The sequence below is a fragment of the Rathayibacter sp. VKM Ac-2927 genome (genome assembly GCF_022815525.1).
GTDB classification, from domain to species: Bacteria; Actinomycetota; Actinomycetes; order Actinomycetales; family Microbacteriaceae; genus Rathayibacter; species Rathayibacter festucae.
Window position 1 is genome coordinate 239,098 of sequence record NZ_JALGRT010000004.1, and the last position, 22,533, is coordinate 261,630.

Sequence of the window (22,533 nt, forward strand, 5' to 3'; positions counted from 1 at the left end):
AAGGCTCGCCCGGTGAACGGCGGGGACGATCAGCGCGACGGCGCGGAGCCGAGCCCGGTCGAGACGACCGAGCGGCTCCTGCTCTGCCGACCCGTCGAGACGGACCTGGACGAGCTCTTCGCCCTCTACTCGGATCCCCGGCTGGCCGAGGGCGATCCCCTCCTCCTGCACCCCACCCGCGCACACACCCGCGCGGTGCTCGACCGGCGGCGGGAGCAGTGGGCGCGCGACGGCCTCAGCAGCTGGGTGGTCCGCGAGCGGAGCACGCGCGGCGGACCCGGCCTGATCGGCATCGGCGGCTGCTCGCTCTTCGCGGGCACGGCGTGGAACGTGGCGTTCACCCTCCGCCCGGACCACTGGGGCAAGGGCTACGCGCAGGAGATCGCCGCCGCGGGCATCGGCCGGGCGCGACTCCTCCGCCCGGAGCTGCCGATCACCGCGATCGTCGCGGAGCAGAACCGGCGCTCCCACCGCGCCGTCGAGCGCCTCGGCCTCGTGCGGGCGTGGACGGGCCCCGACGCGCACAGCCCGGACCCGACAGCCCGGGTCGTCCTGTACGCCGACCGCCCGCTCTCGGCGGAGCGGATCGACCGACTGACGAGCTGACGCGTCCTGTGGTTGGGTTGCCGCACCGACCACACCTGGAGGACGACGATGCCCGACCACGACGAGACATGCGCAGCCGAACTCCGGAGCCGAGCAGCGGCGGTCCCGGCATGAACGGCGTCGGCCCGATCGACGTCGCCTTCACCGCGCCGATCGGCGTCACCGTGAAGGGCGACCTCTGGTCGTGCGTGGAGGTGCCGGACTCCGCCGCGCTGTTCGGCACCGGCAAGTCCGTGAAGGTCGTCGCGACAGTCGACGGCGAGCCGCTCACCGCCGGCCTGATGCCCACCGGCGCCGGCGGCCACATGCTCTCGATCAGCGCCAAGCTCCGCAAGAAGCTCGGCAAGGACCTCGGCGACGACGTCGCCGTCCACCTGACGGAGCGCCTGACCTGACGGCGGGACCGCGGGAGAACGGTGGATCTCGATACGCCCGCGGTGCGGGCTACTCGATCAGCATGCACTCCCCGCCCGGCGAGCAGCCACCCTTCCATGCTGGTCGAGTAGCCCCGGAGGGGCGTATCGAGACCCGCCGCCGTCAGCAGGGCGGGTCTGCAGACTCGACTTCTGACGCTGGTGGATCTCGATACGCCCGCGGAGCGGGCTACTCGATCAGCATGGGACGGCTGCTCGGTCAGCACGCGGTCACGGCAGGACGCCGTCCGGGCTCCGCCACTCCGGGTGGCGGGCCTCGACGGCGTCGGTGGTGGCGTACTGGGTGTCCGTCGTCAGGGCTAACGGGCTCTGGACGTCGATCTGCACGTAGTCGAGGCGGTCCCAGACGGAGACGTGCCAGTCGCCCGGGGAGTCGCCGTCCCAGGTCGCGGTGCCCTCGGCGCCCGGCCGGGTGAACCACAGCTCGGCGCCCTCGCCGGTCTCCGCGGCGTCCTGCGTCAGCTCGTCCGCGACCCAGCCGTCGGCGAGCAGCTCGCCGCCGATCGCCTCCTGGATCTCCCGGCTCGCCTCGGGCCCCGCCTCCTGCGGCACCAGGCGGAGGAACAGCTCCACCCAGCGCTCGTCGTCGTGCCGAGCCGAGGGCTTGCCACCCCGCACCGACACCCGGAGGTCCGCACCGATCAGCACCGGATGCAGCGACTCCGCGGCGGTCACCGCGCTGTCGCCGAGCTCCTCCGCCGCGAGGATCTGCTCGTCGACGCCCGCCGTCGGCCCCGTCGCGCAGCCGGTCAGCAGCCCGAGCAGCACGACGCCCGCGGCCACCGCCGCCCGCCTCGATCCCATCGGTCCACCGTAGCCACAGGTGCGGTCGACGTCCGCGAGGGCTAAGATCCGCGAGACGCGACCCGACGCGGATGGACGGATCCTGGCCGGCCACGATCGTCGGTGCGCCCGGATCCGGAGACCCCTTGGACGCTCGACGACGCCTGCTGGTGGGGGCCGGAGCACTCGCGCTGGTGCTGGTCGCGGGGGCCTTCGTGCTCGACGCGACCGCCGACGGCCCCGGCGACGGCAGCCCGACCAGCGCGGGCGCGACCGACCCCGCGGGCACCTCCTCCCCCGGCGCACCCTCCTCCGGCACCACCTCCTCCCCCGGCGCCGCCGCGACTCCGGGCGCGACCTCCACCGCCACCGTGACCCCGCAGGACCCCTCGAACCCCGCCGCCGTCGCCGACCCCTCCGCCCCGCTCGAGGTCTCCGGCCCCGCCCCCGTCGACACCGGCCTGCCCGACTCCACCCCGCGCGCCGCCCTCGTCTCCCTCCCGCTGCCCGCCGCCGCGAGCGCCACCCGCGCGCTGGTCGCCGGCTACCCGTCCGCCGTCGTCGCCCCGCTGCCCGACTCGATCGTCGCCTCGAGCTCGGTCGAGCCCGCCGGCGACGCGCTGCGCTCGGGCCTCACCGCGACCGTCGCCCTCGACGCCGAGCAGATCGTCGAGAGCTACCGCCGCTCGCTGGCCGCGCAGGGCTTCACCTCCGCCGCCGTCGACGCCCCCGCCGACGGCGCCGCGATGGTCTTCACCGCGGGCGAGGACAGCGTCAGCCTCTCCGTCACGCCGACCGGCACCCCGCGGATGAGCTACTCGCTGATCGCCGTCCTGCACCCGAGCGGCGGCTAGGCGTGTACATCTCCCTGTCCGACCGGCCCGAGGGCGCCGCGGAGCAGCCCGCGCGCGGCACCGGTCCGTCGCGGATCGCCCCCGCCGTCATCGCCCTCGGCATCGTCAGCCTCTTCACCGACATCTCCTCGGAGTCGACCGCCGCGATCCTCCCCTTCTACATCACCGCCGCGCTGGGCATGTCGACGCTCGTCTACGGCTTCCTCGACGGCCTCTACCAGGGCGTCAGCGCCTTCGTCCGGATCGGCGCCGGCTGGACCGCCGACCGCACCGACCGTCCCAAGCTGGTCGCCCTCGCCGGCTACGGGTTGTCTGCGATCGCGCGCCTGGGCCTGCTGGTCGGCAGCGGCCCCGCGGCCCTCACCGCGGTCGTCACCGTCGACCGTCTCGGCAAGGGGATCCGCACCGCGCCCCGCGACGCGATGATCTCCGCCTCGTCCGAGCCGGCCTCGCTCGCGCGGTCGTTCGGCGTGCACCGGATGCTCGACACCGTCGGCGCGACGATCGGGCCGCTCCTGGCCTTCGTCGTGCTGCTGCTCGTGCCGGACGGCTACTCGACGGTCTTCGTGCTGTCGGCCGCGTTCGCGACGCTCGGCGTGGTGGTGCTGCTGCTGTTCGTGCCGGACGTGCGGACGCGCATCGCCGGCGGCACGGCTCGAACGAAGCTGCCCTGGCGCCGCCTCTGGGACCGGCGCCCGCGCCGCCTGCTGCTCGCCGCCGGCCTGCTCGGGCTGCTCACGGTCGGCGACGGCTTCGTGTACCTGGTGCTGCAGAGCCGCAGCGGCTTCGCCGCGCAGTGGTTCCCGCTGCTGTACGTCGGGACGAACGCCGCCTACCTCGCCCTCGCGATCCCGTTCGGCCGCCTCGCCGACCGCTGGGGCCGCGCGCGGATGTTCGCCGCCGGCCACGTGCTGCTCCTCGCCGTCTACGTGCTCGCCGCGTCACCCGCCTCCGGGCTCGCGGTGACGATCGCCTGCCTGCTGCTGCTCGGCGCCTTCTACGCCGCGACCGACGGCGTGCTCGCGGCCGTCGCCGGGGCGAGCGTGCCCGCCGAGATCCGGGCGAGCGGGATCGCGGCGGCTCAGACGGTCGTCGCGGTCGCGCGGCTGTTCGCGTCGGTCGGCTTCGGCGCGCTGTGGCTGTGGCTCGGCCGGGAGGGCGCGATGATCGCGGTCGCCGTCGGCCTCGCGGCGGCGATCCCCCTGGCGGTGCTGCTGCTGCGCGAGCGCTTCGCGGAGAAGAAGGGATGACGGCCGGGCAGGCGAGCCGTCTCTCGGACCGCGCGCGCTGGATCATCGCCGTGGTGGCCGCCGTCGCCCTCCTCGGCGGCGCGGCTGTGTACGGAGCGGGCGCCTGGGCGCGGTACCAGGCGCGCGCCTCCGCCGACTCGGCCGTCGCCGTCTCGACCGGCGCCCCCGCGGACGGCGACCGGATCGTCTTCCGCAACACCGCGAGCGGCCAGGGCTACGGGCTGGTCGCCTCCGTGCCGCTGGCCGACCCGGGAGCGGCGCGCACCCTCACCGACCGCGCCTGCGACCGCGTCGCCGCGACCGAGTTGATGGAGCTGTGCCTGCGCACCGACCGCGGCGTGCTGACCACCTTCGAGGCCGTCCTGACCGGCGCCGACGGCGAGACCCTGCAGACGTGGCCGCTGCCCGGCATCCCCAGCCGCGCCCGCATCGGCGACGGGATGCTGAGCACCACCGCGTTCGTCACCGGGCACTCGTATGCGCCGACCACCTTCTCCACGCAGACCGTCATCCGCTCGCTCGACCCGGCCGTGCCGGACCCGGGGGATCTGGAGTCCTTCGCGCTGAGCGTCGCCGGGGCGCCGCTGACGGCCGCCGACCGGAACCTGTGGGGGGTCACCTTCGCGGACGACGGGGACACCTTCTACGCGACCGCGGCGTCGGGGTCGCGGACGTGGCTGGTGCGCGGGAGCATGTCGGCGCGGACGATGACGGCGATCCACGACACGGCGGAGTGCCCGTCGCTCTCGCCGGACGAGACGCGGGTCGCGTACAAGAAGGACGTCGGGGACGGGGTGCCGGACTGGCGCATCGCGGTGCTCGATCTGTCGTCGGGGGTGGAGACGGTGCTGCCGGAGGAGCGGAGTGTGGACGACCAGGTGGTATGGCTGGATGACGGGACGCTGCTTTACGGTCTTCCGCGGGAGGGGGCGGCGGGCGACACCGATGTTTGGTCGATCGTGGCCGATGGCGCGGGCGACCCCGAGCTGTACCTCGAGCACGCGTGGTCACCGTCAGTCGTGCGGGGCTGAGGCTGGGAAGAAAACCGGTGGTCAGCAACGAGAGCACTTGACGCGCGGAATATCCACGCGTGAATTCTGACCGGGCAAAAGCGACGTCGACGGCAGAGGAGATCGGACCAACACCTCCGGAACTTCGTCTACCAGTACGGCAAGGTTCCCTCACTAAGACTCGATGCCCTATTCCAGGCGGCGTCGGCGATCCACACCGACCTCGCCCGCTTCGAGAGCGTCGGTGCGGAACCGCTCGACCGAAGTCACGTACGCACCCCCTCCCACTAGAGACTGAACGGCAGCAACCGATGTACCTTCCCGCTCCCCGTGGCCTGAAAAACCCTGAAGCAGTCCGCGAACGGCTAGACCTCCTCGAGACGGAGCCACGCGTCCAGCCACTCCGCGCTTGGGCAGCAGAGGTTGTTGAACGCCGGCGCCCGAGACAGCCCGACATCGTCATTCCACACTTCGACCCAGCCGAGGCGGGGGTAGAGGCCCGAGTGCTCCTGCTCTTCGAAGCACCTGGCCCCAAAACGGTTCCCGAGTGGGGTGGCTCCGGCTTCATCTCCGTCGACAATAACGACCTGACAGCGCAAAACGTTTGGACGGCCCGCAACGACGTCGGCCTCCACGAACACGTGCTGGCCTGGAACATCAACCCGTGGGTTCTCGGCCGAGCAGATGTGAAACCGACCGCCGACGAACTCGGGCAAGGTGCGTCCGAACTACGCCGGCTGCTAGCCGTCCTACCGGACCTGCGCGTTGTCATCGCTAGCGGAAAGAAGGCGCAGGCCGGCTGGGACCGGCACGTCGCGCCATTTGTCGGCGAGAAGTACGTATCAATCCATGCGCCGCACCCTGCCGGGCAGTCCTTCGCTCAAACAGGAAACCGGGAGCGCTTCGTGCGCTCCCTCGAACGCGCGGTTCAGCTTGCAGGTTAGGCGAGCGCGGCCACGACACTGATCGCCGTGTTGATCCGCGGCGCCGCGCTCGCTCTCCCTAAGGAGTCCACCACTACGACTGCGGGCCCGTCCTTGGCGTCGTGCCAGGCGTGGGATTTGTAGGCGGATCCGTTGTAGGAGGCACGCGGTGAACGGTGATGCCGCGGTGGGCGAACCAAGCGACCGCGCGGCGCAGCACGCCGATCGCGGTGAGGTCATCAACAGGGTGCCGAGCGCGTCAGCAGCCAGGATCTTCCACGATGAGTGACACGCGAAAGGTCAGTCGTTCGCCCGATTCGGCGCGCACCTCGAAATCGACGTCGAAGCGGGGATCGTCGCACGAGGTGGGCTTTGGCGCGGTGAATTCGCCCGTGATCGCGATGACGGCGCCGGAGTCCGCACCGCCGAAATCGAATCCGACCTCGGAGCGCATCTGCTCCAGTACCCCGGAGTTCATCTGCACAGTCTTATCGGATCGGGCGATCTCGGCGTCCGCCTTATCGAGGAGGCGGTCGTCGTCGCGGAGCAGGACGTGCACCCCCATGTTCGTGTTGCCGACGTTCGTCACGTCGATGTCGAGCGCCACCCACTGCCCCGCCTGGACGGTGAGCGTCGCGACAGGATCGGCCTCGGCCGAGGCCGCGCCGATGAGGCGCCACCCCCCGGTTACTTTCAGATCGTCGGAGTAGGGAACCACAGCGGCCCCCCACGCGGCACCGGCGGTGGGCACGGGGATGTCCGGCGCGCTCGCCGCGCATCCAGTCAGAGATGCGCAGAGTGTCAGCGCCCCCGCGAAGGCGAGCGCGGCCGTGGCGCGGATCGGTGCTCTCATCACTCTCCCGTCGACCGGTCGAGGCGGTGACCGGTCTGGATGCCAGACCATACCGCCTCGATTCCGGAGCGCGTTCCGGGGGGTGGTGTGACCTGCCTGTTCGGCCCGACGACGCTGTGCACCATGACCACTCTCCTCCGACCCGCCCCCCGAGCGAACCGCGCATCGTCGACCGAGGCGCCCGGGCGCGGCCTCGTCATCGCCCTCCTGCTTCTCCTCGCCGCCTCCAGCCTGGGCGCCGTCGCCGTCGAGCACTTCCGCGGTCCGGACGCCCTCGTGCTGTCGGTGTGCACGGCCGCGATCGGCGCCTTGGTGGGCGCGGCGCTCGCCGTCCTGATCGCACGCGACCCCGCCACGACCGGCGGCAGCGCGTTCCCGCTCGGTTTCGTCGCCTCGGTCTTTGGCGTGCTGCTGCGACTCGGCCCGCCGGCGTTCGGCTCGATCAACAGCATCACGGTGGCGGGGATCACGGTCGTGGTGGGAGAGGTCGCAACGCTCGCCATGATCGTCGGAACCGGCACCATGCTGGCCGCTACCGCTTCACACGAGTCGAGCGGGATCCGGCGCTCGACGCCGCAGCGCGCGTTCCTCGTCACCCTCACCCTGGTGCCGCTGGTGCCCTTCACTCTCGCCAGCGTCGACGACCTCGGACCCCTCGTCGTGCTTCTCGCCGCCGTCATCGTGATGGCCGGTCGCGCGTCGGGCGCGCTCATGCTGCTGGTCGTCTCGTCGATCGCGGCCGGATGGGCCGCCGTCACCGTCCTCGACCGAGTGCCGATCGCGCAGGAGCGCCTGTGGCACGTGCTCGAAGGCGACTACCAGCTCGACACGGCGCGACTCGCGGTGGGCTTCGGTGCGTTCCTCTGGGGCGGCGGCTTCGGCAGCAACGGCTTCGCGGAGGCGATCCCGGTGGCGGAGAGCGATCACCTCCCCGCCTACCTCGTGGGCAGCCTAGGAGTGGCGCCGTTTCTCGCCGTGATCGTCATCGTGTTCGTGGCCCTGAGCATTCTTGCTCGGCGACTGGCTGCGGGGTCGGCGTCCGCGACCATCGCGGCGACCGGGATGGTGGTAGCGGCCGCCGTGCAGCTCAGCTGGAGCGTGCTCGGTTCTGTCGGCGGTGTGTTGCCCCTCACGGGCCTGCCTCTGCCGTGGATCGGAGCGAGCGGATCGACATCCTTCGTGTGGTGGTTCGTCGCCGGTTTTGTCGTGGTGGCGGCGTACCGCGACCGACCCGTCTTCTCGTGGGCCGGCCCCGGCAGGCGCCTCGACAGCTCCCTCGTCGGCCGCGTCATCGCGTTCTCCATAGCCTGCGTGTCGGTGATCGTGCCTGCGGCGACGTCGCTGGCCGCAGGAGCGTTGATCGCGGCACCCAGCGCCTCCGGGATCGGCGGGGGCATGGCGAGCCTTGCCATCCGCGGAGACATACTCTCCGCAGACGGCAAGCCGCTGGCGGTGCGGGAAGCCGACGGCACCACCCGCTACCCACAAGGCGAGCTGACGGTGGAGACGGTCGGCCTGATCGCGCCGGGCGTGAACCAGTACGGCCTGGAGAGGGCGGCGTCCGCTCCGCTCACGTGCGGCGGCGCCACCTCGCTCCAGGCAGCCGTGGCGGGTCTGATCGGGCCGCGCTGCGTTCCGGCCGATGTCGTCTCCACGCTGGTCCTCTCGATCCAGGAGCAGGCGCGCGCGGCGACCGCCGGCTATACGGCGTCGGTGCTCGTGCTGGATCTGGACGACGGCGGGATCCTCGCCGCATACAGCTCCAACCCCTCTCAGCCGCGGCCGGATCCGGGGCTTGTCGCCTCGGGCGAGCTCGACATCGACGCGGTGTCGCCGCTACTTGAGACGAGTCCGTTCTCGCCTGCGGTACTGAACGAGACCGTCTTGCCCGGTTCGGTTTTCAAGATCCCGGTGCTGGCCGCAGCCGCCGAGTCGGGGGTCATGGCATACGAGGGCCCGGCAGCGGGGCTCGATCCGGATCTACTCGGAGTGGAGAACGCTTGGGGCGGGTCGTGCCCCGCCGCGGACTTTGCCGCCGCGATCGCGTACTCGTGCAACTCCGTGACGGCCGCGACTGTGCACGACGCAGGACAGCAGGCGACGGCCGACGGGCTGCACACGTACTTCGGATTCGACGGCGACCCGCTCCTCGTCGACGGCCAGCCCGTTCCAGCCGGGACGACGGGGCTGCAGGACGAGCTGCTGACGGATGCGGAGCTATCGCGTTCGGCGATCGGGTTGCAGAGCGTCTCGCTCACGCTGCTCGACATCGCCCGCGCCTCCGCGCTGGCGGTCGGCGCCGACGCGGACCTCGCTCCGCACCTGCTAGCCGGCGTGTGCGTCAGCGACGAGCAGCAACCGGTCGCGGCCTCGCCGTCGCCCACCGTCGAGCCGCTCGGTGACGCGACGGTCGCGCTGATCAGGGCCGGGATGGCGAAGGCCGTCACGGACGGAACGGCCACGGCGCTACTCGACGGGGTCAACCTGCCGGAGGGGGTGACGCTGCTGGCGAAGACGGGCACGCCGGATCGGCTGGTGGACGGCGCGACCGTGTACGACTCGCTCAGCGTGGTCGTCGTGGGTGAGCGGCTGATCGTGACGAGGGTCGCCGGAACGCTCGAGGCGCCGACACCCAACCACGATCACCCTGCCCTACTGGTTGCCCGAGACATGCTGCCCAGTATTCTTCAAGCAGATGCGACACGGGCGGCCGACGCCTGCTCGAAGGGGACCCGATGATGGACCGCACCGATTCCACCGACAGCACCAGCTCCGTCACCGCCGTCCGCGTCGTGTCCCATGCCTTCGACGACTCCGGAGTCCAGTTCCGCCGCGAGGTGCACCGGTTGCCACTCGGTCCCACCGCAGTCTGGGGCCTGGCCAACCGCGAGGAGGATCCGGGCGATCTGAGGATGCCATGGACGCAGACCGACCTCGGCGCGCCCAGCCGGAACGTGCATCACAAGGTCATCTCAGCGAAAGTCCTCCCCGGCGGTCTCCTACTGACGGCCACGAGGGCTTACAGGTACGGCGATCCCAGTTCGTTCCGCGTGCTGGTGCAGAACCGGCCGCTGCCGCGAGTGGGGGACGAGTCGACCGACACGTTCTCCTTCGGCGACCACCCCGAAATTGTCGTCCAACTCAGCTACCGGTTCTCGGCCCCCGACTCACTGCGCCGCGTGGAGCTGCGCTTCACCCCTCTCCGAGCGTCGATGCCGCGCAATAGCGAGCCAGTACCGCCCGCGGATGCTCAGGCTCAGGCGCGTGCACTGTTACGCGACTCCTGGTGGCTGCATGCCCGCTCCTCGGGCGCGTTGGAGATTTACGCGTTGATCTGCCGCGCGATCGTGGACCGCGGGGACGCACCGGCCACCGCGGCCTGGCACGCCGATGTGCAGGCCGAGCTCTCTACCCGCTACGGCTCGGAGGGGCGCTCGGGCAAGCTGAAAGGTGCGGCGGGCAGCTTCTTGCGCAATTCGACCGACCCCTGGCGGCAGGCCCGCAAAATTCTCTCGCTGGACGACGCCTTCCTCGATCCGGTCGAGACGTCCGCCGGAGCGGTGGGGCACCGGATCGATGCCACCTGGGAGAGTGCGTTCACGCTGTGCGGAGCCCTCCTCGAGGCCCGCGTCGTGCTGCCCGAGGACCTCGCGGACGTCGGCATGCCAGGCCCGCGGAGCCGGCGATGAGCCGCGCGCGGGTCGCCACCGTCTCCGAGAGCAGCGAGCTCGGCGGCCGCGCGCAGCAGCAGGACGTGGTGCGCGTCGGAGACAGCGCCGTCTCCGCCTACGCGGTGGTGTGTGACGGGATGGGCGGGCGCCCGGACGGCGCCCGGTGCGCGCTCCTTTCGGCGCAGGCCGCGGAGGAGGTCGTTTCGCGGGCGCACCGGCGCCCCAACAGTAAACGGCTCGTGTCGTACCTGATGGCCCTGCCCGGCAACGTGCGTGGCCAACTGCTGCTCGAAGCTGAGAGAGGCAGGCTCTTGCCGAACGCCTCGACCACGCTCGCAGTCGCCCTCATCCACGATGGGATCGCGTGGCTGCTGAGCGTCGGCGACTCCCGGTGCACGGTCGTGCGCGATCACGACGTGCTGGAGTCCACCACGCCGCACAATCGCTTGGCGGAGTCGCTGCGCAACGGCGAGACAGCCCTTGCGGAGAGCGCCGAGCGCGAGTTCTACGCCGCGACGGTCACCCGGTCGATGGCGCCGGAGTCAGCCGACCTGCTCGACGCAGGCGAGAGGGTGGCGGTCTGGGCTGTTCCGGTGCAGAACGGCGACATCGTGCTGGTGACCAGCGACGGCGTGCACGAGGCCCTCGGTCTCGTCGCGATGGCCGAGCTCGCCGCACGCACGGTGGCCGCCGGCGACGCCGCCGGTCTCGCCAGCATCCTCACCAGGGCGGCGGTCTTGGCGCTACCGGGCGGCGACAACGCCAGCGCCGCGGCCCTCGTGGTCCACGGCGTGGAGGCGCGCTGATGGTGGTGGGGGCGGGGACCAGCCTGACCTTCGAGATCGGGCAGAGTCTGACCCAGGTCGTGCTCAGGGATGCACTCGTTGTGCGCGCCGATGCCGGCGCACCCACCCTCTGGAACGGCGTCACCGAGGTCCGAGGTATCGCGAGCCGTCCCGTGATGGTCAAGATCCAGCAGTCGGCGGCCGCCAACGTCTTCGGCAACGTGATCGCCTCGGAGGCCGCCGTCTACAAGTGGATCGATCTGGACCAGAGTCGGGGTCTCCTTCAAATCCGCACTCCCGAGTACTACGGTCGCGCGGACATCGATGGAGCTGTAGCGATCGCGCTGGAGCGCGCCGAGGGCTCGCTGGCCACCGTCCTGGAGAGACGGATCCGTGATCACCGACGTGGCGACGAACTGATGGAGCACCTCGCCTCGCTCGCCGCGTACGCCGCCGTCGCGACCCTGCTGTCACTCGCCGACGTACGCGACAACGGGACCCTGGTCGAGGGCGAGACAGTACCCTTCTACGCCCATCGCGACATCAAGCCGGAGAACATCCTCATCCGGCATCAACCGGGTCGGGACTACGACGCACTGCTGGCCGATTTCGGTTACGTCGTCGCGAAACCGAACAGCGATCGCGGTCAGCTCTCGGCCGGACTCGCTGCTCCCGAACAACGCGGCACCGACCTGCACTCGAGCCTGGAGACCGACCTATGGCAGGTGGGCCTAATGGTGTGGCGCACCCTGCACGACGGAATGACTCCGTTCATCGACGACAACGGCACGCGCCTGGACATGCACGACAACCGGGTGCAGGACGTCCACACTCCTGTCAATTGGGACACCGACCCGGATCCGAAGCAGGACCCCGTTCTGCGCGACTCCGTGCCGCTACGTCTCGCGCGCGCTCTCCTGGTTTCGGGCGGGAAGAACGTCCGCGAGGAGGCCGCCCGACAGATGTTTCCCGAGATCCGGGAGGCTCACCAGAAGGCGCGGGTCGCGCTGAGCGACCCTGCACTGGCGCTACAGCTCGAGGAGGTGTTCCCCGCGGAAGCGGGAGCGGCGGGCAGGAAGGGGAAGGCGAACCAGAACGCGAAGAGCTTCGACAGCACGGCGGAGCGGATCATCGGCCTGGCGCCGTCGCACCCCGCGCAACCGAAGAAGGCCCGCGTGCCGCGTGAACCGCGCACCCGCCGCCCCCGCGCGTCGCTGCTGCCCGCCCTGCGCCGCGGGGCGGCGATGGCCGCGTCGGCCGTGCGGAAACATACCTTTTTCCTGCCGGGCCTTCTCGCCTTCCTCGGCACGGGCCTGGGCACGGCAGGCCTCACGGCTACCCTGGCGCTGTTCGTCGGCTGGAGTCAGCTGATGCCGATCCCTAGCGAGCAGATCGATTCCCTCGTGCGCTGGATGGGCGTGGTGCTGCTCGCGGTCGCGGCCGCAGTCATATTCGTCGTCGTCGCGATGCGGCGGCGCGCCATCCCGCCGAACCGGCGACGACCGGTTCAGGTCGCCGCGCCGGTGCTCGCCGCCCTGGCCGCCCCCGCCATCGTCGCCGCGATCGTGCTCCTCGTCCTCGGGCAGCCTCTCGACGCATCGGGCACGGCCATGCTCGCGGCCTCCGCGGTACTCGCCGGTGCAGCGGCGGGGCGTAACCCGCTGCGGGCGCGTGGTCCGCTGCGCGATCGGGAAGCGGCCAGCGAACAAGCTCGCTGGGAGGCGGCGCGTCACCGGCGGCCCATCTTCACCTCGCTCGTCGCTGCGGGAGGCGTGCTCGCCGTGGGCGCCACCCTGTTCGGGCCGGGCGGGCTCGAGACCCTGTCGAACCACGTCGTCCGCGCAGAGACGACCGCCCTCGTACCGGGAGCGCCGAACGGCGATCCCGTGTTCATCAATCCGCACGCCATCGCCGTGAACGACCGCGGGGATGTGGCGGTGGTCGACCGGGTGGGGGTCGGCCGCGACGTGGTGTGGCTCGTGCCGGCCGACGGCACCAAGGAGCCCCAACGGCTGCTGAGCACCCTGAGCTGGCGGACGCAGGCCGCCGGGACGCTCGTCAACGTGCCCAACGCCGCTCCCCTCGGCCCGCTGCAGGCCGGGCTCCGCGACGCGGCGACGCCGAACACGGGTGACCCCGTTCGCAGCATCCGCTCGATCACGTTCTGGTCGGATGACCAGCTGCTCCTGCTCGGCGAGGACGGCGTGACCAACCTCATCTTCGACCCCGACGCCCCGTCCCCACCGTTCCGCATCACCCGGCTCACCTCCGCGCTCGCGGGAAACAACGAGGGTGCGCAGATCCAGACCGACGGCCGCTACGTCTACGTGCGCAACGCGGAGAAGACCCCCGCGACCGAGGCGAAGTACTGCGACTACACAGACGCGACGGTGGCCGCGTATGACGCCGTCTGGTGGTTCGATCCGCGGGCGGATACGCCGCAACCGGCCGTTTTGGAGCGCGACACCGCCAAAGGCGGTCCGTCGGCCGACTGCGTCGAGCAGACCTCGAACATCTTCGCCGACGGTGAGGGTGTCCGCCTGCTCGGCCAGCGCTACATCGGTGGCGAGTACCAGCTCACGCTGACGACGATCGACACCGCGGGGAAGGAGCCCGGCAGCCGCTCGGACGTGGACGAGGAGATCACCATTCTCGAACACTTCGACATCGATTCGTCTAGCTTCGCGAGGGGGGCGTCGACCTCAGGAGGTCGGCTGATCGTGTCTCAGGAGGGGTGGGATTGCGTCGGCGTGCTTCGAACGTCCGGCGAGGTTGCATTGCCGGCCATCACCGACGCGCGGGAATCCACCGGTTCCGCTTCGGATCAGTGCGCCGACTTCTCGAGCGCGTGGCGCACCGACGTCGCGTCGGAGATCCCCGCGATCACCGACGACGCCGGAGTCTCCGACGAGGAGAAGGAGGCGAAGGCGGCGCAGTTGCGCAGCGCCTGTACGGCCTACCAGCCGACCGGCAATCTGCTCTACGGGGACGGATGGCTGCCGATGGCGAGCGGTGGTCCGGACGACGCCGCGTATATCGTGAGCCAGGCCGCCGTGGGCTGCACGCCCACTGTCTTCCGGCTCGACCCGGACTCGGTCGACTTCATGCCCGCACCGAATGTCACCAGTCAGCCCAGCGGGCTCGCCGAGTACGTGCTGGGCGAGACGGCGATCATGAGTGCCACGAAGCCCTATGCGAGCGGGGCGGCGGTCTACTGGAACGCCCCCACGCTCGGGCAAATCGAGTCGGGACCGAACGGCACGGGATGGCAGAGCATCAACTCGTTCTCGGCGATCAATGACCGGCCCCGCATGGTCTTGCGCGGCAGCGGCTACCTGCGGGTCGACCTCGGGTCGAACGACGACACGGACGCGACGGAACTCGCCGTCCTCCGATCAACCGAAGAGTACGGCGTATCGAACCGGACGCGGCTCACAATCCCGGGACTCACCGATATGGCCATCTACGACGGTCAGTACTACATCGCACGGTGCGGGCAGATCTTCCGCACGACGTTCGAGGCGCTGCAGGCCCTGCCAATGGCGACGCCGGAGAACCTCTACGCCGACCCGGCGTCGCTCACGGTCGAGATGCTGGTGGGCTCCGGCTCGATCAACGATGAGTGTGCCGCCCCCACCGACAGACCCGCCGCGGGCGAGACGAAGCTAGCGGAGGCCGACCTCGCCCCTGTCGCGCTCGAGGTGTCGTTAGTCGACGACCACTTGCTCATCACCTATGCCGACGTCGGACGGTTCGGCGACGACAAGGTCAGCCGGATCCGGGTGGCGGACATCACAAGTTCGACACTTCGCACCGTCGGCTACGACCCAGACGATTCGGTCCATTCGCAGGAGAGCAACAACTACACGGGCGACGTACTGCTCGGCGATATCGGCCGGCTCGGGCTGGTGCCCACCGACGTCTCGCGGAGTCGGGACGGGCTCATCGTCGTCTCCACGGCGAGCAAATCCGGCACCGGCCCCGTGCTGCTCCTGCGCGACGGCGGCCTGAGCGTGATCGAGGTGGATGGCGAGCGCGAGGTGACCGGGATCACGTGGGGTGCCCGATTCCTCGGGTTCGGCCAGGACGGCGACGGCTACGCCGACGGGCAGCCCCTCGTAATCACCGACGGCACGGAGGGCGACGTGATGGTGCTCGAACTGCCGGCCTCGGGCCGCACCGGCACCGCGTGGCGGCAGGAGGTGCTCGAGAACGTCGGACTGACGTGGTGGGCACGGTCACTCCAGCCCCCGGAGTGACGTCCGAACGCATCGACGTTTGACTTCGGATGCGACCGGAACCCGTCCGGTCCGGAACGGAGTCCACGATGCACGTTCTGTCTTTCTCCGGTGTCGAAGCGGCCCTCTTCGCCGAAACGGCTACCTCTGGCGCCGCCGCGGCTACCGGATCCGTGCCCGGCCTCGGCGCCGCCAGCTGGTTCCTCGGCCTGCTGCTGTTCGTCGTGCTCGCGGTGATCATCATCCGTCGGCGCGACCGCATCCCCTTCGACGCGATCCGCCGACGGGCGGAGGGCGCCCTAGCCGCGACCCCGGCGGGTCGGTTCTTCGGTCTCGCCGCGCCGTCGCAGACTCACCGCCTGGTCGAGGAGGTGAAGGACGTCGTCACCAAGAAGCTGACGACGGAGTACGGCCTATTCCTCACCCACGGAACGACCCCGGTCGGAAGTCTCCTCCTGGTGATCCCACAGGCGACGGCGGCGACCATCGCCGAGTACGCGTCGCTCTTCGACATCGTGGTGCGTGGTGCGGCGGACGACGCGTTTGCCCTCGCCCTGGTGAACGCCAACACAATCCGGTACCCCGGTGCCGACCGCGCACACCGCGAAAAAGTGCAGCGCGCCGCCGCGGCGGCGCCGAAGGCATCGGTCGACATCGCGTACGTGACGAGCTACGGCACCTCCGTGAAGGCCGTGTTCGGTAGCGACCGCAAGAGCGCCCTCCGCCGCGCGCAGCGCGCGTTCGCCGACGAAGTGCCCGCGAACGCAGTGGTGACCGACGTGCCGATCGAGATCGCGGAGGCCGAGCCCGCGGTGGATTTGCTCGCCTACTTCGACACGCCGCGGTCCGACCTGGGTGCGGCCTCGGCAGCGGCCGACGGCGCGACGGCCGGCGCAGCCTCCGCCGCCGCGTCGAGGGGGGTGCCGACCTACCCTGCTGCCGCGCCGATGGGGGCCCCGACCCGATCCGCCGCCGACCAGGAGACCCGATGGGCGACGCCGCGCCGCGGGCCGGAGCCCACGCAGCCGGCGACTCCGATCACCGCGGTGCTCTCGCACGGCAGCACGCAGCGCACGACCTACCTCCGCTCCGGTGTCGGCGTGAGCTACGGCCGCGGTAACGACAACACAGTCACCGTCGTTGACGACCCCACGATGAGCGCGCAGCACGCCACCCTCACGGCACACGGGGACCGGCTGGCGGTGCACTCCACGGGCCGCACGGGCACCTGGGTCACCCCGATGGCGGGCGGCGCGGCGCGCTTCATCGGCGTCGGCGAGACGGTGACCGTTGATCTCCCCGTCCGCATCGTGCTCGGCGACGCGCGCGACACGGTCGTCGCCGTCTCCGATGGCACCCTCCGCACCTGACCGTTCACGCGGCCGGATTTGCCGTTCTCGCACCATGTAACTGATAGTGATCCCCTGAGCGCGAGGGGCTCCGGTGCCGCCCTGCTGTCGGCTGCGCGCATGGCGCGGCCGACAGCAGCACTCGCCGGCTCAGCGGTGTTGCACCCCGATGTTCGGCTCGACGTAGTTCCCTCGTCCGCATCACGGTCGACGTGCAGCGTCGAGAGGCCGCCGGGGATGACGTACTCCCCCGATGCCGGCAGGGCCAGCCCGGTCCACTCCTCCCACTTGGCGACGTTGCCGGTCATCACCTGCGACCGCGGGGCGACATCGAGGACGCTTGCACCCATCCGGACGTGGATGCGCAGCCATGGGTCCAGTGGCAGCCCGTCCTCCCGGGTCCACGCCGCGTAGACGTCGATCGGGGTCAGTGGGTAGCGCGGCTTCGTCGTCGGGCGCAACGGCACGATCACGTGCTCGTAGCCGCTCGTGATGCTGAGGTCGCGGAACGCGCCGAGCAGCGTCCCGGCGAGGCCGGCTCCGGTGCGGTCGGGATGCACCTGCGTGGCGCAGACGACGAGGGTCGTCGCCTCGCCCTCCTCCTTGAGCGCGCGGCAGAGGGAGTCGCCGTACCCGGCGGGCAGACCCTCGCGGGTGCCGTCCCACCGGATTGGCACAGCCCAGCCCGCAGCGACCGGCACATCCTCATCGAGGACCACGAGCTCAAACCGGGTGAACCGCTCGCGCACCTGCGGCAGGTGCTCCTCCGCGAGGCGAGCCGCGGAGATGAACGCCGGCCACCCCGAGCTGAAGAGTGCCTCCATCTGGGCGTCGTTGCGCGGGCGCGCATTGAGTAGTTCTACCGACTTCAGCGGCCCAGTCTGCGCGGAGGGCGGCCGCTACGCGATCCCCTACTAGGACGCTGCCTGCTCTCCCGCGGCTGCGCGGCGGGCGGCTTCCGCCTGATGGCGATACAGCGACGCACGACTCCACCCAACGAGACGAGCAGCATCCTCAGCAGTGCGCCCACGCGCTCGCGCGTCCCCGGCAATCGCGAGCTTGTCCGCAACTACCGCCGGATCCGACAGGGGCCGGCCGAAGCGCGTTCCGCTGGCACGTGCGGCGGCGATGCCGGCGTTGACTCGTTCGACGATGAGCTCCCGCTCGTACTCCGCGAGCGTGGCAAGCATGTGCAGCATCAGCCGACCCGTCGACGTCGGCGGGTCGATACCGTCCGAGATCGACCGGACCTGCACGCCGCGCTCGCGCAGCAGATTCACCGTGTTCAGGACGTCGATCAGTGACCGGCCGAGACGGTCGACTCGCCAGACGACGACGGTGTCCCCCTCTTCGGCGTACTCGAGCAGCATCTTCATCCCGCGTCGCTCGATCGCGGTCTTGCTGCCGGACGTCACGTCCGCGAACACGTCGCGCTTCTGCACGCCGGCCGCGACGAGCGCGTCGAGCTGCAACTGCGCGTCCTGACTCGACGTACTCACACGTGTATATCCGAGAAGCCGCACGAACCCAGTCTGACTCGGAAAGCCCCTCCTGGCACCCGCCTGAGACGAAACACCGCAAGACAAGTTGTTGAGACGGCGAGACCCCCGCCGTTCCCACCGAGGTCGACCTCAGAAAGACCGTTGACAAACCGTCTCAGAAAGCTATTGTTTATTGGCACAGCAGAGTACCGCGCTGAAGGATCCCCGTACGGAACGAGCCGATGGCGCCCGAGGAACTCCGAGATCACAAGACGTGGCGTCTCGGGTACTTTCGCTTCATGACTTCACCAGTGACCAGCGGCACATGGACAGCGACGGACGCAACAGGTACGACGACCAGCGGAACTTGGGAGGACACGACTGGCGGAATTAGTACGCAGGCTGGGGCGGTTGGGCCGGTCTCCTGGCACCAGCGAGTCAAAGCTGCTCTCTTTGCCGCATGGAAGGACGCGCGTCTTCAAAGCATCCTGATTATCGTTGCGCTGGCTGGCCTCGTCATCCTGTTCGTCATGGTTGCAAATTTTGTCGATGGGGGTGCTGTGGTTCTAGCGGTGATCGCTGCGGGACTGCTGTTCATCAAGGAGGCGTTGACGACAATGTCGCGCGCCTCGAAGCTCAAGCCTTTGAATCCGGCGTTCTTCGAGGATCTGGCTGCAATCTGCTCATTATTCGCAGCGGTATTCGGGGCTCCTGCGATTGTCGCAGGGCTCATCAAGTTGACGAACGGGTAGAAAACGGGGGTTGCGGTGTCACACCTAGAGTGGCGCGCATGATACGAGCTCGCACGATCCTGTCCGCGGTGACGGTCAGCGCGGTCGCGCTCCTTGTCGCCGGCTGCGGGCCGACCGACTATCGCGGCTTTGACAGCGACATCGACGGAGCGCTCTGGCGCCAGATCGCCGCCTTCGAGGACCCCTGTCATTCGAGCTCTTCCAACCGCTTGTCAACGAGCCCGAGCCCTACCTAACGGCTCTCAGCGGCACGCGATGGGATGGGGAAGCGTCTACGGCGGCCGAGCTCGACCTCGATGCTGGCGGCATCGTCCTCTACGACGTCTCGTCCACGCCCACCTCGGCGTATGCCTCGGTCTTCATCGCCTCAGGTCCTCGCTCCCCCACCGATGACGGCGCAGGTCCGAGCGACGTCTACACCTGCTACCGCATCGACACCGCGTTTGACGATGCCGCCATGCCGTCAGCCGGACGGATCCTCCTCGACAGCTGCCCAGAGCCCCTGGTGTCGCTGCTGGCCGAGGACGCAATCTTCGCCAGCGGCGAGGAATTTGACGGGGAAGCCGACCGGCGCCGCAGCCACAGCGATCCCCAGAAGAAACGCGCCCGTGCGCTACATGGCACCCTGAAACCAAGGCATGATCAAGGTGTGTTGAACCGATCGTCTTTGGCTGCGGAGCTTCTAGAGCTGACGCCCGAAGACTACGTGTCCCACCGACTCATCGATCGAGTACCCGCCGTCTTCGACGACCGCTCCGCGTACATCGCATGGAAGAAGGAACTTGCCGCGGGGCTTGGAGTGGACCCGTATGGAGTCATCCTCGTCGGAAGTGCTTGCACGGGGTATAGCCTCAACCCGAACAAAAACTTCCGCGATTTCCACGAGCGCAGCGACTTAGACGTGGCGGTTGTCTCGGATCAGCACTTCGACGAAGCTTGGCGGTTCTTGCGTGACCTGGGCGTGCAGATCCACAAACTTCCGCCCGCTACGAGGAGGGCAGTAAACTCTCATCGGTCCGGTCACGTTTTTGACGGCGTCATAGCTACAGACACGTTCGTCGAGCACCTGCCATTCGGCAAGCTCTGGGTTCCCGTGCTCGAGGGAATGACCTTGGCGGCTCCAGCGAACGGCCGCAAGGTGAAAGTCCGCTTGTACCGGGACCTGTTCGCGCTAAGGTCATACCAACGGCGCGGAGTAGAGAACGCTCGAACACGTATAGCAGAAGGTGCATAAGTGACCCAGGACTATCTCCGTCTTTCTACAGTCACCGCCGCGACATTCAAGCGACTGTCGGATAACGGCCAACTCGAACTTCGGCCCCCGTATCAACGCAATCCCGTGTGGCTAGAAGGACAGAAAAGCTATTTGATCGACACGATCTTGCATGGCTTCCCAGTGCCAGAGCTCTATATGCAAGTAGTCGCAGATGAGACCGGTTCCGAGACGCACGTTGTCGTAGACGGTCAGCAGCGCCTAACTGCTCTCCTGGATTTCATCGCCGGCGAATACGCACTTAGCGGGCTAGATTCGAGCTGGAACGACAGCAGCTTCGAGGACCTCAGCCCTGAGGAAAAGACCTCCATCTTTTCCTACAACTTCGTCGTGCGCATGCTACCCGACATGCTTGACGAGCAAATTCGAGCGATCTTTCAACGACTCAACCGCAATGTCGTCGCCCTGAGTCGGCAGGAACTAAGGCACGCAACTTACTGGGGCGAGTTCATCAAGTCCATGGAAGAACTCGCTACTGAAGGATTCTGGCGTAACTCCGGGGTGTTCACCGCGAACGAAGTACGCCGCATGCTCGATGTTGAGTTCATCAGCGAGCTCGCGATCGGTATAATGCACGGCCCTCAGAACAAGAAAATTAGCCTCGAACGCTGGTACGCCGTCTACGAGACTGAATACGAGGAAAGACAGCGTACGGAGTCGATCTTCCGTTCTACTCTTGGAGAGATCGACCGCCTCTTGCCCGAAATCAGTCGAACAAGGTGGTCAAAAAAATCTGATTTCTATACGCTCTTTCTGTACCTGATATCTCAAGCAGATAAGTTCCCGCTTGCCAGCGACGAGCGAGACGCTCTGGCAACCCATTTAGTGGATTTTGCCACTCAGGTCGGAGTGGTGCTCCGACTTGACCCAAGCCAATCGGCTACCGTGATCAAGCCGGTGTTGGACTACTCGAGGGCAGTACAGAGGGCAGCGAGCGATCTGGGAAACCGGCGAACCCGAGCACAGTCTTTACAAGAATTTATCTCTGGAGAGCGTGGGGTCGTAGACCTCAATAGCGAACAGTTGGACGACGCGTCGGACGAGAACCAGATCGAGGACACTTACGACGAGGAGTAACGCAGCGCCACAGTTGTAACGACCGGCGGGCTCTCGAGCGCTGGCGCTGATCCCACGCATGAAGGTCATGATGACCCCGTGGGCGCTGGGGCCAGCGCGAGAGCACGCTCACTCCTGATACAAACGTCTTAATCGAGATTTCTTCACTACTGCGGTGGTGCGGCGCGCGCTAACGTTTCACAATGGCGCAACCACTGAACTCGCTTGCCGGCTGGGTCACTCAACAGGAGTGGCCACGAGTAAGCTGTCCCGACTGCGCCGTCGGATCGATGGCGTTTAACTCCTCGCAAGAGCTGCTCGACCAGGAATCGGCGGAACTCGAAGAGCGAGTCCGACACGAGCAGGCGGCACCCGACGAACTTACCGGCGTCTTTACTGGCACTCTTAAGTGCGACAATGCGAGTTGTCAACGTGTTGCAGCCATGAGCGGGGATTGGCGCTACGTCTGGGGTTATTCAGAAAGTCTCGGAACTGTGCTTTACGACGATTATGCAGTCCGGTATATCAATCCCGCGCCGAGACTATTACTTACTCCAGCAAAAACCCCTATCCCGGTAGTGGAAGCCGTCGCGCTAGCGTCTCAGTTGCTATGGTCGAGCCCCGACGCTGCGGCAAGTCAGTTACGTCGAGCGGTTGAAGAATTGTTGACATCCTTGCGAGTCAAACGGTTCGAGCTCACCTCGAAAAAGGGCGGGAAGAAGAGAACTCGAAGACGCCTTGATGCGCACGCAAGGATTAAAATGCTCCCTGCCAAACACGCTCATCTGGCGGATACATTGATGGCAGTCAAGTGGATTGGTAATACTGGAACTCACGAAAGCGGACTAACCGTTCGCGACGTCGAAGACGGAGCTGCCCTCCTTCAGCTTGCCCTTCAACGCCTTTACGACACTTCGATAGATGAGCTTCTTGCAAAAGCTGGTCGGATTAACCTTCGAAAGGGCCTTCCCCGGAAGCGATGAAATCTAAGGTCCAGACAATCAGCGCGGCCAGCCAGACTTCGCCCATGGGCGCTAGGCAGGGAGAGCGCTCCGCCTCTGCTGCGGTGAGCGGCGGGTCGTGCGTGATCGACCGGTAGCCTGCTGTCATGAGCTGGGCCACTGATTCCGCGGCGATCCAGCCGGTCTCATCGGTGGTCGCGTACCAGACCGAGGCTGCTCTGTCCGGCCATCGACCATGGTGGCGGGAACGCGT

At 68.4% G+C, this 22,533-nt stretch carries 18 protein-coding genes and 1 pseudogene; 15 read left to right on the top strand and 4 right to left on the bottom strand.

Annotated features, from left to right (window positions below; translation table 11 throughout):
* Nucleotides 1-12: 12 nt before the first annotated feature.
* Together MT353_RS13850 and MT353_RS13855 are read left to right on the top strand one after the other, a co-directional pair.
* A complete protein-coding gene (locus MT353_RS13850) occupies nucleotides 13-606 on the top strand; it encodes a GNAT family N-acetyltransferase (RefSeq protein WP_243624851.1) in 594 nt (197 codons plus the stop codon).
* A 68-nt stretch (nucleotides 607-674) separates the two neighbouring features.
* A complete protein-coding gene (locus MT353_RS13855; RefSeq protein ID WP_243624852.1) occupies nucleotides 675-1,001 on the top strand; it encodes a DUF1905 domain-containing protein in 327 nt (108 codons plus the stop codon).
* Nucleotides 1,002-1,250: 249 nt separating this feature from the next.
* On the opposite strand, the gene MT353_RS13860 is transcribed toward MT353_RS13855, so the two are convergent.
* Nucleotides 1,251-1,844: a hypothetical protein gene (locus tag MT353_RS13860; protein ID WP_243624853.1), complete on the bottom strand. Its 594-nt coding sequence runs from the start codon at nucleotides 1,842-1,844 to the stop codon at nucleotides 1,251-1,253.
* Nucleotides 1,845-1,969: 125 nt separating this feature from the next.
* On the opposite strand from MT353_RS13860, the gene MT353_RS21645 reads away from it, so the two are divergent.
* From MT353_RS21645 to MT353_RS13880, 4 genes are all read left to right on the top strand, one after another.
* Nucleotides 1,970-2,677, top strand: a complete 708-nt coding sequence (locus MT353_RS21645; RefSeq protein ID WP_279400755.1) for a hypothetical protein — start codon at nucleotides 1,970-1,972, stop codon at nucleotides 2,675-2,677.
* 2 nt (nucleotides 2,678-2,679) lie between these two features.
* Nucleotides 2,680-3,927, top strand: coding sequence for an MFS transporter (locus tag MT353_RS13870; RefSeq protein WP_308197525.1), 1,248 nt, complete (start codon nucleotides 2,680-2,682; stop codon nucleotides 3,925-3,927).
* On the top strand, nucleotides 3,924-4,958 hold the full coding sequence (locus MT353_RS13875; protein WP_243624854.1) for a hypothetical protein: 1,035 nt from the start codon (nucleotides 3,924-3,926) through the stop codon (nucleotides 4,956-4,958). Before MT353_RS13870 ends, MT353_RS13875 begins: the two co-directional genes overlap by 4 nt.
* Nucleotides 4,959-5,440: 482 nt before the next feature.
* Nucleotides 5,441-5,881, top strand: a complete 441-nt coding sequence (locus tag MT353_RS13880) for a uracil-DNA glycosylase (RefSeq protein WP_243624855.1) — start codon at nucleotides 5,441-5,443, stop codon at nucleotides 5,879-5,881.
* 98 nt (nucleotides 5,882-5,979) lie between these two features.
* Here the strand turns inward: MT353_RS13880 and MT353_RS13885 are convergent.
* Together MT353_RS13885 and MT353_RS13890 are read right to left on the bottom strand one after the other, a co-directional pair.
* Nucleotides 5,980-6,092, bottom strand: a pseudogene (locus tag MT353_RS13885) (IS481 family transposase); the annotation flags it as partial.
* A gap of 27 nt (nucleotides 6,093-6,119) precedes the next feature.
* Nucleotides 6,120-6,713, bottom strand: coding sequence for a hypothetical protein (locus MT353_RS13890; protein WP_243624856.1), 594 nt, complete (start codon nucleotides 6,711-6,713; stop codon nucleotides 6,120-6,122).
* Nucleotides 6,714-6,836: 123 nt separating this feature from the next.
* Here MT353_RS13890 and MT353_RS13895 point away from each other — a divergent pair, with 123 nt between their 5' ends.
* The 5 genes from MT353_RS13895 to MT353_RS13915 all read left to right on the top strand — a co-directional run bounded on the left by MT353_RS13895 (nucleotide 6,837) and on the right by MT353_RS13915 (nucleotide 16,777).
* Nucleotides 6,837-9,452, top strand: a complete 2,616-nt coding sequence (locus MT353_RS13895) for a penicillin-binding transpeptidase domain-containing protein (RefSeq protein WP_243624857.1) — start codon at nucleotides 6,837-6,839, stop codon at nucleotides 9,450-9,452.
* A complete protein-coding gene (locus MT353_RS13900; RefSeq protein ID WP_243624858.1) occupies nucleotides 9,449-10,402 on the top strand; it encodes a hypothetical protein in 954 nt (317 codons plus the stop codon). Before MT353_RS13895 ends, MT353_RS13900 begins: the two co-directional genes overlap by 4 nt.
* The gene (locus MT353_RS13905) at nucleotides 10,399-11,190 is read left to right on the top strand and encodes a PP2C family serine/threonine-protein phosphatase (RefSeq protein WP_243624859.1); all 792 of its coding nucleotides are present in this window, start codon (nucleotides 10,399-10,401) and stop codon (nucleotides 11,188-11,190) included. Before MT353_RS13900 ends, MT353_RS13905 begins: the two co-directional genes overlap by 4 nt.
* Complete coding sequence (locus MT353_RS13910; RefSeq protein WP_243624860.1) at nucleotides 11,190-15,428, top strand: hypothetical protein; 4,239 nt, start codon at nucleotides 11,190-11,192, stop codon at nucleotides 15,426-15,428. The genes MT353_RS13905 and MT353_RS13910 overlap by 1 nt, the downstream gene beginning before the upstream one ends.
* Before the next feature lie 350 nt (nucleotides 15,429-15,778).
* Nucleotides 15,779-16,777, top strand: coding sequence for an FHA domain-containing protein (locus MT353_RS13915; RefSeq protein WP_243624861.1), 999 nt, complete (start codon nucleotides 15,779-15,781; stop codon nucleotides 16,775-16,777).
* Nucleotides 16,778-17,670: 893 nt separating this feature from the next.
* On the opposite strand, the gene MT353_RS13920 is transcribed toward MT353_RS13915, so the two are convergent.
* Entirely contained in the window at nucleotides 17,671-18,279 is a 609-nt protein-coding gene (locus MT353_RS13920) for a recombinase family protein (protein ID WP_243624862.1), read from the bottom strand.
* A 269-nt stretch (nucleotides 18,280-18,548) separates the two neighbouring features.
* On the opposite strand from MT353_RS13920, the gene MT353_RS13925 reads away from it, so the two are divergent.
* The 4 genes from MT353_RS13925 (at nucleotide 18,549) to MT353_RS13940 (ending at nucleotide 22,301) form a co-directional block, all read left to right on the top strand.
* Nucleotides 18,549-18,989 (top strand): hypothetical protein, encoded by a 441-nt coding sequence (locus MT353_RS13925; protein WP_243624863.1) that lies wholly within the window; start codon nucleotides 18,549-18,551, stop codon nucleotides 18,987-18,989.
* 457 nt (nucleotides 18,990-19,446) lie between these two features.
* Nucleotides 19,447-20,223 (top strand): hypothetical protein, encoded by a 777-nt coding sequence (locus MT353_RS13930; RefSeq protein WP_243624864.1) that lies wholly within the window; start codon nucleotides 19,447-19,449, stop codon nucleotides 20,221-20,223.
* Complete coding sequence (locus MT353_RS13935) at nucleotides 20,224-21,339, top strand: DUF262 domain-containing protein (protein WP_243624865.1); 1,116 nt, start codon at nucleotides 20,224-20,226, stop codon at nucleotides 21,337-21,339.
* A gap of 269 nt (nucleotides 21,340-21,608) precedes the next feature.
* Nucleotides 21,609-22,301 carry a DUF4145 domain-containing protein gene (locus MT353_RS13940; RefSeq protein WP_243624866.1) on the top strand — a complete coding sequence of 231 codons (693 nt, stop codon included), beginning with the start codon at nucleotides 21,609-21,611 and terminating at the stop codon, nucleotides 22,299-22,301.
* The last annotated feature ends 232 nt before the right edge of the window (nucleotides 22,302-22,533 follow it).